This is a genomic window from Streptomyces sp. AM25 (genome assembly GCF_058146165.1).
This window is the reverse complement of the sequence record NZ_JBKIWN010000002.1, coordinates 199,632-213,824: the sequence shown is the minus strand read 5'-3', so window position 1 is coordinate 213,824 and position 14,193 is coordinate 199,632. Positions and strand designations below refer to the sequence as shown.

The 14,193-nt window shown below is 73.2% G+C and carries 11 protein-coding genes; 6 read left to right on the top strand and 5 right to left on the bottom strand.

The features are described 5' to 3' along the window. Positions 1-42 precede the first annotated feature (42 nt). From ACLHRZ_RS03145 to ACLHRZ_RS03135, 3 genes are all read right to left on the bottom strand, one after another. On the bottom strand, positions 43-2,862 hold the full coding sequence (locus tag ACLHRZ_RS03145; protein ID WP_490416649.1) for a M4 family metallopeptidase: 2,820 nt from the start codon (positions 2,860-2,862) through the stop codon (positions 43-45). 119 nt (positions 2,863-2,981) lie between these two features. After that, entirely contained in the window at positions 2,982-3,866 is an 885-nt protein-coding gene (locus ACLHRZ_RS03140) for an ATP-grasp domain-containing protein (protein WP_490416648.1), read from the bottom strand. Positions 3,867-4,103: 237 nt separating this feature from the next. Next, entirely contained in the window at positions 4,104-4,901 is a 798-nt protein-coding gene (locus tag ACLHRZ_RS03135; RefSeq protein WP_490416647.1) for a LysR family transcriptional regulator substrate-binding protein, read from the bottom strand. A gap of 58 nt (positions 4,902-4,959) precedes the next feature. Between ACLHRZ_RS03135 and ACLHRZ_RS03130 the strand changes: the two genes are divergently transcribed. Together ACLHRZ_RS03130 and ACLHRZ_RS03125 are read left to right on the top strand one after the other, a co-directional pair. Then, positions 4,960-5,376, top strand: coding sequence for a DUF5997 family protein (locus ACLHRZ_RS03130; protein WP_490416646.1), 417 nt, complete (start codon positions 4,960-4,962; stop codon positions 5,374-5,376). 145 nt (positions 5,377-5,521) lie between these two features. Continuing rightward, positions 5,522-7,801: a SpoIIE family protein phosphatase gene (locus ACLHRZ_RS03125; RefSeq protein WP_490416645.1), complete on the top strand. Its 2,280-nt coding sequence runs from the start codon at positions 5,522-5,524 to the stop codon at positions 7,799-7,801. Here ACLHRZ_RS03125 and ACLHRZ_RS03120 read toward each other — a convergent pair whose 3' ends face one another. Continuing rightward, the gene (locus ACLHRZ_RS03120) at positions 7,802-8,668 is read right to left on the bottom strand and encodes a LysR family transcriptional regulator (RefSeq protein WP_490416644.1); all 867 of its coding nucleotides are present in this window, start codon (positions 8,666-8,668) and stop codon (positions 7,802-7,804) included. A gap of 15 nt (positions 8,669-8,683) precedes the next feature. On the opposite strand from ACLHRZ_RS03120, the gene ACLHRZ_RS03115 reads away from it, so the two are divergent. Then, a complete protein-coding gene (locus tag ACLHRZ_RS03115; protein WP_490416643.1) occupies positions 8,684-9,226 on the top strand; it encodes a YbfB/YjiJ family MFS transporter in 543 nt (180 codons plus the stop codon). A gap of 49 nt (positions 9,227-9,275) precedes the next feature. Further along, positions 9,276-10,334 carry an NAD(P)H-dependent flavin oxidoreductase gene (locus ACLHRZ_RS03110; RefSeq protein WP_490416642.1) on the top strand — a complete coding sequence of 353 codons (1,059 nt, stop codon included), beginning with the start codon at positions 9,276-9,278 and terminating at the stop codon, positions 10,332-10,334. A 64-nt stretch (positions 10,335-10,398) separates the two neighbouring features. Here the strand turns inward: ACLHRZ_RS03110 and ACLHRZ_RS03105 are convergent, their stop codons facing one another. Beyond that, positions 10,399-11,868 (bottom strand): alkaline phosphatase family protein, encoded by a 1,470-nt coding sequence (locus tag ACLHRZ_RS03105; RefSeq protein ID WP_490416641.1) that lies wholly within the window; start codon positions 11,866-11,868, stop codon positions 10,399-10,401. A gap of 174 nt (positions 11,869-12,042) precedes the next feature. Here ACLHRZ_RS03105 and ACLHRZ_RS03100 point away from each other — a divergent pair, with 174 nt between their 5' ends. Next, a complete protein-coding gene (locus tag ACLHRZ_RS03100; RefSeq protein WP_490416640.1) occupies positions 12,043-12,936 on the top strand; it encodes a universal stress protein in 894 nt (297 codons plus the stop codon). A gap of 102 nt (positions 12,937-13,038) precedes the next feature. Further along, complete coding sequence (locus tag ACLHRZ_RS03095; protein ID WP_490416639.1) at positions 13,039-14,175, top strand: site-2 protease family protein; 1,137 nt, start codon at positions 13,039-13,041, stop codon at positions 14,173-14,175. Positions 14,176-14,193: the final 18 nt, after the last annotated feature.

The window sequence follows — 14,193 nt, the reverse complement described above, 5'->3', positions numbered from 1 at the left end:
GCAGGGACACGCATCCCTGCGGCCGGGCCCGTGCCGTGCCGGTCAGCCGCAGCGGCCGGCCGGACGGGAACGGGTGACGATGTCGGTGTAGCCGGTCGTGGCGTCGAGCCACACCACCCGGGTGCCGCTGTCGGCCGCACCCCACAGCTGCTCACCGCGGTTGCAGGAGACCCGCGCCCTGCGCGAGCCGTCGGCGGAGAACTGCCAGAGCTTGGACAGCGCCTCGTTGCGGTACTGCGCGCCGGGCATCCGCGCGGTGACGGTCACCGCGTCCTCGGTGGCCGACAGGCCGGTGCCCTGCAGCGCGTCCTTGCCGGTGTCCGAGCTGATGTCGACGGCACCGGAGCCGTCGAGGTTCACGCGGTGCACCCCTGTCGTCTCACTGGGCCAGTGGTCCCTGGACAGCCAGAAGGCGTGCTTGCCGGTGACGGCGGTCTGGAAGACCTCCTGCTGCGGCCCGATCTGCTGCAGCACCGTCCGCTTCCCTGTCGCGGTGTCCAGGACCTGGAGTTCGGTGCGCCACTTGCGGTTCTCGCGGTACCAGTCGTTGAAGACGATCCGGCCGTCGGCGATGGACGGCTTCGACGTGGACGGGCCGCGTCCCCAGCCGTCGCCGCCCGGCGCAATGTACGTCGGGTCCGTCTCGCCCATCCGCAGGTACACCACGCGCTGGCCGACGTGCCGCAGGGTGACCTCGAAGACCACGGTCTTCCCCTCGAGGTGCAGCGAGTAGACGCCGTACCGGCTGGAGTAGAGCGTCTTGATCGGTCCCCCGGCGAGCGGCCGGGCGAGGATCTCCGTCTTCCAGCCCTTGTACGCCTGCCACACCACGGTCTTGCCGTCGGTGACCGGAGAGACGTGGTAGCGGCCGTCGTTGGGGCTGATCAGCTTGGGTGCGCCGGAGCCGTCGGTGCGCCCGGCCCAGACCGAGTAGGCCTCGGTGCCGTCGTCGTTGGACCGGGAGGCGGTCCACCAGCCGCCGCCCGCGCCGATGCCGGTGTCGATGGTGTTGACCTTGCCGAGCAGCTGGTCGGAGTCCACGCCGAGGGCCAGCTCCCAGTTCGGGACGATGCCGTGGGCGTTGAAGGCGCGCTCGACGGACTTCAGGTCGCCGTCCGAGGCCTTGAGGTCCTTGGCGGCGGCGATGACCGCGGCGCGGCCCTCGGTGAAGCCGTCGAGGGGGGTCATGTACTCGGTGAGCCCCCTGTAGACGATCTTGTCGGCGAGTGTGCGGTCGAGATCCTTGCGGATGTCCCACAACGCGCCGGAGAAGATGGTGGAGTTGAGGTGGACGCCGCCGTCGTCGGTGCGGAAGCTCACGCCGGCGAACGATCCGGAGGTGGTCCGGCCGTCGTTCAGGTCACGGATCGCGCAGTCCCGCGGTGCCTTCGTGCGGCAGAGCGTGTCGCCCACGAGCCCGGAGTCGGGGCTGTCCATGGGGATGTTGTACGTGTCGTCCTTGAGCGCGGTGCCGAAGTAGTCGGCGATCGCCTCGCTCAGGGCGCCGGACTGGCCCGCGTAGACGAGGTTCGCGCTGTTCTCGACGACGCCCTGCGTCATCTCGTGGCCGACGACGTCCAGGCCGGTGGCGAGCGGGCGGTGCTCATCGCCGCCATTGCCGTACACCGCCTTGGTGCCGTCCCAGAAGGCGTTGTCGTACGGTGCGCCGTAATCCTTCACGCCGACGAGGGAGTTGACGGTCATGCCACGGCCGTCGAGGCTGTCCCGGCCGTGGACCGTCCTGTAGTAGTCGTAGACCTTGCCCGCGGCCCAGTGGGCGTCCACCGCGCCGGCGTCCGTGGCGTCCTTGCCGAAGGCCGGGGCCGGCGAGGCGAACTCGTCGATGCCGTTGGGCCAGTGGCCGGTGACGTCGCCGGCGTACTGGTTGCGCGCGTCCCAGGTGGCCAGGACGTTCTTGCTGGTGTCCCGCATCCGGGAGTAGTCGCGCATCACGTAGGTGTTGTGCACCGCGTCGCGGGCCAGTTGCAGGTCGACGGTCGTGCCGTCGACCTTGACGCCGGAGCCCTGGATCCCGGAGTCGGAGGCGGGCGGCGGTGCCGGGGGGAGCGTGGGTGCGTCCGTCCCCGGGGGGACGCGGCGCGGGTTGGAGAGCGCGAACGTCTTGATACCGCTGTACTGGAGGACCGGATAGCCGGCCGCGGCGTCGACGTACACCTCGCGGAGGACCGGTTCGCCGGTGGCCGGGGCGGTGCCGCGGACGGTGACGTGCTGCGTGAGCACGCCGGTGCCCCTGGGCAGGACGACCAGGCCGCGTGCGGTGCCGGTCAGCGTCGGCTCGTCCGCCCCGGGCCGGGCCCCGCCGAGTTGGGCCACGGTCGCCTCGACGGCGCGCTCGACGGCGAGTTCCTGGTCGACCTGGGGCTCGGTGCCGGTGGTCAGGCCGGTGAAGTACGTGCCGGAGGTGCCGGTGACGACGCGTTTGCCGTTCTTGTGTTCCATCCGCACGACGTACTGGCCGCCGAGCACCTCCACACCGCGGTGGCGCTGCTGGAGGCGGACGACCTCGGTGGTGCCGGTGGTGGTGGTCCGTAGGGGTTCGAGGTCCCGTACCGGGTTCGCGATCCGGTAGCGGCCCTCCTTCGCGGCGAGGTGCCCGCGCGCGGCGTCCGCCGCGTTCCCGGTGGCCCTGGCCTGGTCCCGGATGCCGGTCACCAGCGAGGGCGTCGCGGTGTGCCGTCCGGGTATCACCTCTCCCGGGCTGCCCGCCGGGGCCGCCGCGGCGTGGGCGGGCGCCGCCGTGACGACGAGTGCGGCGGCGCTGAACAGCGCCGCCGCACCGGATATGCCCTGAGGTGTTCTGCCTGATCTGCGTCTTCCTGCGCGTGCTCTGGGCTGGCGCAAGTTCCCCTCCACAACGTGTCCGAAGCCTGGAACGTCTTGGGCAGGGCTATGCAAGCGGTGATATGCCAGCGGTATCAACGGTTACGGTTCGCGCCGGACTACTTTCGGCCTTGATCGGGTCATGACCGGCGACGGCTCTCCGCCCCCACGGCCTCGACGAAGCGCTCCAGGGCGTGCGGGTCGTGCCGGAGGAACAAGTTGGGCTCGATGAGCTCCAGTTCCATGACCACCGGGTCGCCGGCCTCGTTCAGTGCGAGGTCCACGCGGGCGAACAGCAGCGGGTCCGGGGCGGGGATCGCGGCCAGAGCCCGGAGCGCCGTGCGGGTCTCCGTCTCGGTCGGCTTGTAGCGGGCGGCGCCGGGGTGGGGTGTCCTGTCGTTGTCGATCACTCCCGGTTCGCTCAGGAGCGGCTGCTTGCGGATCGCGTGGCTGAAGGCGCCGGAGAAGAAGGCCAGGGCGCGTTCGCCTTCCGCCACACGGCGCAGGTACGGCTGGATCATCACGGCCCGGCCCTGGTCCAGGAGCATGCGGGCGTGGCGTACGGCGTCGGCGCGGCAGCCGGGTTCGTAGCGCGCGGTGTCGCGGGCGCCCAGCGAGACCACGGGTTTGACCACCACTCCCCCGGCGGCGTCGACGTCCGCCTCGGTGCACGGCCGGCCGGGTTCGAGCCATCGCGTCGGGACGACCGGGACGCCGCGTTCGGCGAGCCGGCGGAGGTAGTGCTTGTCGCTGTTCCAGCGCACCACGGGCGCCGGGTTCCGCAGCCGGGTGGCATGGGCCGTCGCATCGGCCCACGCCAGGAATTCGCCGAGGCGGTCCACGTAGTCCCAGGTCGAGCGGATGACCGCCAGGTCGAACCGGTCCCAGCGCACGGTGTCCGCGTCCCAGGGCACCGCCTCCGCGGCCCAGCCGTCGGCGCGCAGGGCGTCGACGAGCAGGGGGAGGTCCTCGTCGTGCTCGTCGACGCCCTCACTCGTCACCAGCGCGATCCTGTCGGCGCCCATGCGACTCTCCCGTCTCAGCGGTCCGGACCGGCGCCCCTGTTACAGCAGACCACGCCGGATGCAGACGGACGGGATACGGGCACGGCCTCGCCGTGTCGCGGTGCTGTCGGGGTGCTGCCGGGGCTAAGGCGGGCTTGACGAAGTACAGTGCGTGACCGCGCCCCAAAGGGGCGCGGGGAACTGCGCGAACAGCCACGACGAGCCTGCAGTCGACGCACTGCACTTCCTGCGGAGCGTTCAGCCCCGGCGCCGCGGCTTGCCGCGCTTGGGCTTGGGGCTTCCCTTGGCGCCGGCGGAGCCGCTGCGCGAGCCCTTGCCCGCCGGCTTGCCGCCGGACCTGGCCGCGGGCTTGGCGCCGGCTGGCTTGCGCCGTGCGCCGTCCGTGCCCGCGGGCTTGCGCTCCGGTTCCGCGTCGGCGCGGCGGCCCCGGGTGCTGTTGACGGTGCGGCCGCGGACGATCCCGATGAAGTCCTCCACCATGTCGGTGGTGCGCTCCTCGGGCCACGACAGCGCGACGCTCGACTGGGGCACGTCCGTCACCGGCCGGTACGTGAGGTCCTTGCGGTGGTGCAGGCGGGCGAGGGACTGCGGGACGACGAGCAGGCCCACCCCGGCCGCCACCAGTTCGATGGCGTCCGCCGTGGTCGCGGGCCGCTCGAACGCGGGCCGTCCCGGCGGGTGCTCCCAGTCGAGGGTGTCGTCGAGGGGGTGGAAGAGGATCTCGTCGGCGAGGTCCTCGGCGGACACCTCCTCGACCGCCGCGATGACGTGGTCCTTCGGGACCACGACGACCGAGGTCTCGGTGTAGAGCGGGATCGCGCTGAAGTACGTGCGGTCGACCGGCAGGCGCACGAGGCCGGCGTCCGCGTCGCCGCGGCGCAGCACGTCGGGCGCCTCGGCGGCGGACGTCTGAACGAGGTCCAGAGGAGTGCCGGGCAGCCGCTCCTGCCAGATCCGCACCCATTTGGCGGGGATCACGCCCGGGACGTACGCGAGCCGGAACGAAGGAGATGCTTGTACTTCCGAGCCTGTCACCTGGCCAGATTACCGGGCGTGGTCGGAAGCGGTGCACACGCTCGATATCCTTGACCCCATGACGTCGCACCAGAACACCCAGACCATGAAGCCCGCGACCGCGGCCAAGAAGCTGGGTGTGTACCTCGAAGCCACCCCCGCAGAGTTCCGGGAGGGCGTCGTCTCGCGCGACGAGCTGAACGCCCTGCAGGCCGACCCGCCCGCGTGGCTGCAGGAGCTGCGGCTCAACGGCCCGCACCCGCGCCCGGTCGTCGCGGCCAAGCTGGGCATCTCCATCTCGGGCCTCGCGCGCGGCGGGGTCACCGAGGCTCTCACCACCGAGCAGATCGAGGCGCTGAAGACGGAGTCCCCCGAGTGGCTGCAGAAGGAGCGCGCCACCCAGGCCGAGGTGCGCAAGGAAGCGGTGCGCGTCAAGGAGAAGCACAAGCAGCAGAACGCCGAGCAGGGCGGGCAGCCGCGTCAGGCGCGTTCCTGAGGCGGTGACCGCCGCGTCGTGGGCGGCGGAGCGGCACCACCGCATCGCGGGTGGCAGGCGTGCCATGTGCGCGGCCTGTGGCGGGAAAGTGTAGATATGCAGGCATGTCCTGCTATGTACACCGGTACTGTCCGCAGGCCCCGGCATGAGCGGGGAACCCGGTCGGCGGCCGCGCCGCCGGCTGCCGCGTGAGTGGAGCGTTGCCACCCAGGTGTTCGCCCTCCAGGCCACGGTGGTGCTGCTCCTGGTCACCGCCGTGGCGGTGATGTGGGTGTTCATCGCGCGGGACGACGCCCTGCACGAGGCCCGCGACCGGTCCCTGTCCGTGGCCGAGGGATTCGCCAACTCCCCCGGAATCGTCGCCGCGTTGCACTCATCCGACCCGACCGCACTGCTGCAGCCGCGAGCCGAGGCGGCCAGCACGCGGTCGGCCGTCGACTTCGTCATCGTGATGAACACCGACGGGATCCGCTACACCTCCCCCGATCCGCGGCTCATCGGCAAGAAGTTCATCGGGACGATCGCTCCCGCGCTGGCCGGGAAGTCGTTCACCGAGACGATCGGTACGCCGAAGGGGTCGAAAGTGCAGGCCGTGGTCCCGGTGACCGACACCGACGACACGGTGGTCGGCCTGGTCTCCGCCGGGGAAGCGGTCCGCGGTCTCAGCGGCCACGTCACCCGGCGGATCCCGTTCCTCTTCGGTACCGCCGCCGTCGCGCTGGCGATGGCCGTGGGCGGGAACGCGCTGATCAGCCGGCGGCTGCGGCGCCAGACCCACGGGCTGGGCCCGGCGGAGCTGGGGCGCATGTACGAGCACCTGAAGCTGCTCTACGACGCCAGCACCGCCGTCGGCACCACCCTGGACGTCCGGCGCACCGCGCAGGAGCTGGCGCACGTGGCGGTGCCCGCGTTCGCCGACACGGTTACCGTCGATCTGGCCGAACCGGTCGTCCACGGCGGCGAGCCGGAGCCGGCGGACGAGGTACGGCTGCTGCGCGTGGCCCGGGGCGGCACCGACGACGACCGCTCGCCGACCCCCGAGGGGGAGATCGTCGCGTTCGCCCCCTCCGCGGCGCAGAACCGCGCCCTGCGCGACGGACGGACCTGTCTGGTGTCCGCGCCGCAGGCGGACGGGCCGTTGATCGCGGCTCCACTCGCCGCCCGCGGCGCCACCCTGGGCGTGGTGTCCTTCCTGCGGTCGCGCGCGGCGCAGCCGTTCGCCGCCGACGATCTGTCCGCCGCCGGTGAGCTGTGTTCCCGGGCGGCGGTGAGCATCGACAACGCCCGCCGCTTCACCCGCGAGCACACCATGGCCGTCACCCTGCAGCGCAGTCTGCTGCCCGGGGTGCTGCCCGAGCACGACGGGGTCGACGTCGCCTCCGGCTATCTGCCCGCGCTGGGCGGCGTGGGCGGGGACTGGTTCGACGTCATCCCGCTGCCCGGCCTGCGTGTGGCCCTGGTGGTGGGCGACGTCGTGGGACGCGGGCTGCACGCCGCAGCCACGATGGGACGCCTGCGCACCGCCGTGCACAACTTCTCCTCGCTCGACGTGCCGCCGGAGGAGCTCCTGGCCCACCTGGACGAGCTGGTGACCCGCATCGACGAGGGCACCCTGACCGACGGGGGCACGCCGGTCACCGGGGCCACCTGCCTGTACGCCGTCTACGACCCGACCATCGGCCGCTGCACCCTCGCCCGCGCCGGGCACCCGCCGCCGGCCGTCCTGCGCCCCGACGGCCGCGTCGGGTTCCCCGACGTCCCCGTCGGCCCGCCGCTGGGCGTGGGCGGCCTGCCGTTCGAGGCGGCCGAGCTCGACCTGCCCGAGGGCAGCCGGCTGGTGCTCTACACCGACGGGCTCATCAGGGGCGCCGACCAGGACCTCTCCGCCGGCATGCGCGCCCTGGGCGACACCCTCGCCTCCCGCGCCGGGCGCACCCCGCAGGAGACCTGCGACGCGGTGCTCCACGCGCTCGCCCCCGAGCGGCCCCGCGACGACGTCGCCCTGCTCGTGGCCCGCACCCGCCTGCTGGAGCCCGCCCGGATCGCCGCGTGGGACGTGCCCGCCGACCCCGCCGCCGTGGCCGAGGTACGCAACGCCGCCGCACGCACGATGGCCGAATGGGGGCTGGAGGAACTGTCCTTCACCACCGAACTCATCCTCAGCGAACTGATCACCAACGCCGTCCGCTACGCCGCCGCCCCGATCCGGCTGCGCATGCTGCGCGGCCACAGCCTCGTCTGCGAGGTCTCCGACGCCAGCAGCACCGCCCCGCACTTGCGTTACGCGGCGACCACGGACGAGGGCGGGCGCGGGCTGTTCCTCGTCGCCCGGCTCGCCGACCGCTGGGGCACCCGCTACACCGCCACCGGCAAGATCATCTGGAGCGAGCAGGCACTGCCGGACACCGGCCCCGGCAGCGCCTGATCACACTGTCCCCTGGGCGCGGCAGGGCCGTTCCGCCATCGCCGCCTCGACGAACGCGCGCAGCAGCGGATGGCGGCTGCCGGGCGAGTGGACGATGTGGACGGGGATCGGGGGCGCGTCGTCGATCGGCAGGAATCGGATCCACGAGTGCGGGCTGCGGCGCACGGCGCTGTCGGGTACGACGCCCACCCCGCGTCCGGCGGCGACGAGTTCGAGCCATTCGTCGAAATTGCCGCAGGCGACCACGTCGCCGGGGGCGTCGCCGTCCGCCCAGTCCGCCGGTGTGGTGGAGCCGCTGGCCGTGTTCACCACGAGCGGCCAGTTGCGGAACTCGTCCCAGCCCAGGCGGTCCCGCCCGGCGAGCGGGGAGGAGGTGGAGACGGCGGCGACGCGGCGCTCCTCGAGGAAGGGCACGGCTATCGCGTTCCCGCCCGGCGGGGCGCCGCGGACCACGGCGACGTCCACCTCGCCCAGGTCGACGGCCGCCGCGGGGTCGTCGTGGCGCACCGGCTCGACGGTGCCGCGGGTGGCGTTCTCGAAGCGGACGACGGCGCGTTGGGTCCACGGGTCGGGCAGCAGCCAGGCGAAGCCGAGCCGGATCGTGCCGCTGTCGCGGATGGCGTGGAGCGTGCAGTCGAGTGCGGGGAGCAGGCGTCCGAGCCGGTCCTGCGCGTAATGGCCGGCCGGGGTGAGGGCGACCTGACGCGACGTGCGGTGGACGAGGCGGGTGCCCAGTGCCGCCTCCAGCCGCTGGACGGAGCGGGACAACGAGGGCTGGGTAACTCGGAGTTCACTTGCGGCCCGGCTGAAGGAAAGGTGCCGGGCGACGGCCAGAAATGCGCGTAAGTGTCTGAGTTCGACATCCATGCGTCCCCAGCATAGATGCGCTTGGGAAGGCATTTCCGCCTGGATTGTTCGCGTGCTTCACTCGATGCCTGTAGACGCCTTGACCACGGGGGTGTTGGCCACGTGTTGATGGACCAGTCCGAACAGTCCGGCCGAATCGACGGAACGGCGAACAAGACGCAGCGGAAATCGGGGCCGGCAGAACGCAGAGTCGTCCTGCAAGGCGCTCTGGCGATGGCCGTGGCCATGGGAGTGGGCCGGTTCGTGTTCACTCCCATCCTTCCGATGATGGAGCATCAGGCCCATGTGACGGCATCGGACGGCGCATCGATTGCCACAGCCAACTATCTCGGATACCTGCTCGGCGCACTCGCCGCGGGATTCGTTCCGCAACTCATTCGCTCCCGTACCGTCCTGCCCGTGTGCCTGACGGTGCTGGTGGGCACGCCGCCGGCCGTCCAGCCCGTCCTCTCCCACGGCTACCGCCCCGCCCTGGCCATCAGCGGCGGAGTGCTGCTGGCCGCAGCCGTGTGCGCCGCACCGCTCGTGCGGCGCGCGGCGGACCCGGCCCACGCCTGACTTCCTTCTGACGCTCCATCACCATCACTGAAAACCAGGAGACTTCACCATGCCGTTCCACCTCGACCAGCTGTCCGTCCCGATCGTCCAGGCGCCCATGGCGGGCGGCGCGTCCACCCCCGAGCTGGTCGCCTCGGTCAACAGCACCGGCGCCCTGGGGTTCCTGGCCGCCGGGTACCGCACGGCGGACGGGATGCGGCAGCAGCTGGCACGCACCCGCGGGCTGACCTCACGGCCGTTCGGCGTGAACCTCTTCGTGCCGGGCGCTGCGGACCCCGCGGCGGCCGCGGCTGTTGGCGCCTACCGGGACGAACTGCGGGCCGAGGCCGAACGGTTCGGTATCACGCTGCCCGCCCCGGCGGCCGAGGGCGACGACGACGCATGGGAAGCGAAAGTCGAGGCGCTGCTCGACGAGCCCGCGCCCGTGGTCTCCTTCACCTTCGGCCTGCCCTCCCCCGCCGAGGCCGAGGCGCTGCACCGCGTGGGCAGCCTCCTCCTCGCCACCGTCACCACCGTCGCCGAGGCCGAGGCGGCGCAGGCCGTCGGCGTGGACGCGCTGTGCGTCCAGGGACCGGAGGCGGGCGGGCACCGGGCCACGCACGACGTCGCGGCCGAACCGGAGACCGTGCCGCTGCCGGACCTGCTCGCCTCGGTGCGCGAGCGGGTGCGGCTGCCGCTGGTCGCCGCGGGCGGACTGGGGTCCGGCGAGGACGTCGCCGCCGTGCTCCGCGGCGGTGCCTGCGCCGCCCAGCTGGGCACCCTCTACCTGCGCGCGCACGAGTCCGGGGCCTCGCAGACGCACAAGGACGCCCTCGCCGACGCCCGTTTCGGGACCACGGCCGTCACCCGGGCCTTCTCCGGGCGCCCGGCCCGGGGGCTGCGCAACCGCTTCATCGACGCGCACGACGGCACCGCGCCCAGCGCCTACCCGCACGTCCACCACCTGACCCGCGGCCTGCGCTCGGCCGCCGCCGAGGCCGGCGACGCCGAGCGGCTCCACCTGTGGGCCGGGGCCCGCTACCGCCTGGCGCGCTGCGCACCGGCCGCCGAGATCACGCGCACCCTTTGGGAGGAGACCCGTACCGCCCTGTCCGCCGTAACGGCGTGAAACCCGGGCGCGCCCGACGCCCTCCGATCGTCCCCGCCGCAGATCCTGCGCGGGCTCGGGCCGTTCAGGGGGTGCGGGGGCGGCGGCCGGGCTCCTGGTGCGGGACGGTCTGGACCGGCGGCACTGCGGGCGGCGGGAGGGTGGCCGCCTCCTGCTCCTCCAGCGCGAGGAGCGGTGCGGGGTCGGGCAGTTCGGGGAAGGACCGGTCGCAGTCGTGCAGGCGCAGCGCCGACGTCAGGTCCCCCACCGTGCTGCGGCGCCAGGCGCTGATGTTGGGCTCGTGCACGCCGAACCGGCGTTCCAGGAACTTCAGCGTGGACGTGTGGTCGAAGACCTCGCTGCACACCCAACCGCCGCGGCTCCACGGCGAGATGACCAGCGCGGGCACCCGGAATCCCGGTCCCACCGGCCCGGCGATCCCCGCCGCGCCGGCCGGCAGCGGGGAGACGGTGACCCACTCCCCCGGCGTCCCCTCGGGCGGGACCGGCGGCGGCACGTGGTCGAAACGGCCGTCGTTCTCGTCGTAGCTGATGACGAAGACGGTCTTCGCCCACACCTCGGGCCGCGAGCCCAGGGCGTCGAGAACGGTCCAGATGTACTCGGCGCCGGCCGCGGGGAAGTTGGGAGGTTCCTCGGACGCCTCGGGGAGGCCGTAGACCGAGGGGAGGTACTGCGCGTCCAGCCAGGTGACCGAGGGCAGTTCGTCCCTGCGGATCATGTCCGCAACGTCGGACGGCGCATAGGGCACCATCGCGTTCTCGTAGAGGTCGTCACCGGGCCGGGCGTCCTGGAAGGCCTTGAACCAGCCGAGGTCGGTGTCCGGCGGGTAGGCGGTGCAGTAGCGCCAGCTGATCCCGGCGGCCTGCAGGCGTTCCGGGTAGGTGGTCCAGCGGAAGCCGGTGGACGTGTTGTCGACGACCGGTCCGCCGAGCCGCCCGGCAGGGTCGACGGTGCCGCTTATGGCCATCACGCGGTTGGGGTGCGTGGGGCCGAGGACCGAGCAGAAGTAGTGGTCGCAGACGGTGAAGGCGTCCGCGAGCGCGTAGTGGAACGGCAGGTCGTCGCGGGTGTAGTAGCCCATGGTGAACGGGCCCTTGACCGGGCCGTCGGCGGCGCGGTGGGTGGTCACCCAGCCGTCCATCCGGCCGTGGTTCCAGGACAGGTGCTGGGACGGCCAGGAGTGGCTGGTGCCGTAGGCCTTCGCGGCGCTGGTGGTCTTCGTGTCGTCGTGGAACGGCAGCAGGTATCCGTCGGGGTTCTGCGGGTCGGGCTGGTGGAGGACCGAGCGGCCGGTGGGCAGGGTGACGGCGTCCGGGTCGTCGAAGCCGCGCACGCCCTGGAGCGTGCCGAAGTAGTGGTCGAACGACCGGTTCTCCTGCATCAGGAGGACGACGTGCTCGATCTGGTCGAGCGAGTGCAGCGGCCGTACGGGCGCCGCAAGGGCCTTGCGCAGGGAGCCGGGCAGCAGCGGCATGCCTGCTGCGGCTCCCAGGAGTCTGCGCCGGGTGATGCCGTGGGCCGGGTCCGCGTCCATGCGCACTCCTCTGCCGGGCTCCGGACTTGCCGGGCTCTGGGACCGGAACCACCATGGGCCGCACCGGGACCCCGGTCAAGGGGTTCCGGTTCCGGATCCGGTGAAGTGGTGCCCCGCTGCGGTCGGCGTCAGCCTGGAAGGCAGGGGGACGCGTGGATCCGCTGGGAGGCGGCGATGGCAGGAGCGCGAGGATCTCGCCCGATCGTGGCCGGAGTCGCGCCGGACACCGCGCGGCGGGCGGCCCCGGCCTGGGCCGTCGACGAGGCGGCCCGCCGCGGTGCGCCGCTGCTGCTCGTCCACGCCCAGGGGACCCCGACCGGCGGCTACCGGAAGACGGACGTGCTGCCGTCGTGGGAGCAGTGGAACGAGGCGCTGCACGAGGCCGGGGACCGGGTGCTCGGGGAGGCGGTGGCCTTCGCCGAGTCACGGCGTCCCGAGGCGGAGGTGTCCGGGCTGCTCGCGGAGGGCGAGCCCGGCTGGGTGCTGCGCGAGCAGGCACGGGACGCGCTGGCCGTCGTGCTGGGCTCCTCGCACCTGAGCCGGGTGCAGGAGGTGTTCTCCTCCGCCTCCGTCGCCCTGCCCGTCATCGCGCACAGCCCCTGCCCGGTGATCGTCGTCCCGGAGCGGGAGCACACCGTCGCGGCGCCGCCGTACTTCGTGGTGGGTGTGGACGGCAGCCCGCAGTCCGCGGCGGCCGTCGCCTTCGCCTTCGAGGAGGCCGCGCTGCACGGGGCCGCGCTGCGGGCCGTGTACGCGTGGTGGCGCCCCGAGGGGGGCGGGATCCGGGACGAGCAGACCGCGGAGCAGGAGGGCCGGAGGATCCTCGCCGGTGCGACGGCGGAGCCGGCCGCGGCCCGGCCGGACGTGGAGCTGGAGCTCGCCGTCGTCCGCGGGCATCCGGTCGAGGCGCTGGCCGGGGCGTCGGAGCAGGCCCTGGGCCTGGTGGTGGGGACGCGGGGGCACGGCGGTTTCACCGGGATGCTGCTGGGGTCGGTGAGCCAGGGCGTCCTGCATCACGCGCAGTGTCCGGTCATCGCAGTCCCGCATGCGGTTGCGCGCCCGTCCTAGGACACCCCCCGGGGCTCCGGGGCGCGCCCCTGCCTCCCCTGTGCGGGGCGGGGGTGCGGGCGGATGATGGAAGCCGGAGGTCAGGGCGAGGGGGCCAGGCGCATGGGCGGTTCCGTACCACTGGGCAAGCTCCTCGGCATACCGCTGCGGATCCACTGGAGCGCGCCCGTGCTGATCCTCTTCCTCGGCTTCGGGCTCGCCGGCGGGACCCTGCCGGCGTGGGTGCCGGGGCGTTCCGCCGCCGTCTACGACACGGCCGGGCTGGCGGGGGCGGTCCTGCTGACGGTGAGCCTGCTGCTGCACGAGGCGGCGCACGCCGTGACCGCGCGCCGGGCGGGGATCCGGGTCGTGGACATCACGGTCTGGGGGCTGGGCGGGGTCACCCGTCTGGGCCAGGCCGCGACCCCGCGTACCCAGTTCCTGGTGGCGGCGGCCGGGCCGGTGACGAGTCTGGTGCTGGGCGGGCTGGCCCTGGCGGCCGGCTACGGGGCCGGGCACGTCCTGCACTGGACGCTGGTCTCGGCGGTGCTGGTCTGGGCGGGCGGGGCGAATCTGCTGCTGGGGCTGTTCAACCTGGTGCCGGCCGCCCCGCTGGACGGCGGGCGGATCCTGCTGTCGGCCGTCTGGTGGCGCGGCGGGGACCGGCCGCGGGCGCAGCGGGTCGCCGGGCGGAGCGGTCAGGTGGCCGGCTTCCTGATGATCGCCGCGGGCTGGATCGCGCTCACCCGGGGCATGGGCTCGGGGCTGTGGCTCATGCTCGTGGGCGGCTTCGTGGCCGTCTCGGCCACGGCGGAGATGCGGCAGGCCGTGATCCTCGCGGCCCTGGAGGGGGTGCGGGTCGCCGACGCCATGACGTCGCCCCCGGTCACGGGGCCCGACTGGCGCACCGTGGAGGACTTCCTCGCCACGGTGATGGCGCGGACACAGCGCGCGGCGGTTCCCGTGACCGACTTCGACGGCCGCCCGAGCGGCGTCGTCGAGCGGAACCGGCTCCTGCTGGTGCCCGTCTCGCGGCGGGCGGAGCTGCGCGTCCGCGACCTGGCCGTTCCGCTGGCGCAGTGCACGGTGGCCGCCCCGCAGGACGCGCTCGTGGAGGTGCTGGGCCGGGTGGCCCCCGCCGCGCAGCTGGTGATCCTCGTCCTGGAGGACGATCGCCTGATCGGGACCGTCACCAGTGAGGACGTGATGCGGATGGCCCGCCGCCGGCTGCCGGATCCGGGCGGTGGCCTGCGGATCTGACGGCCGGCGGCGGGCCGG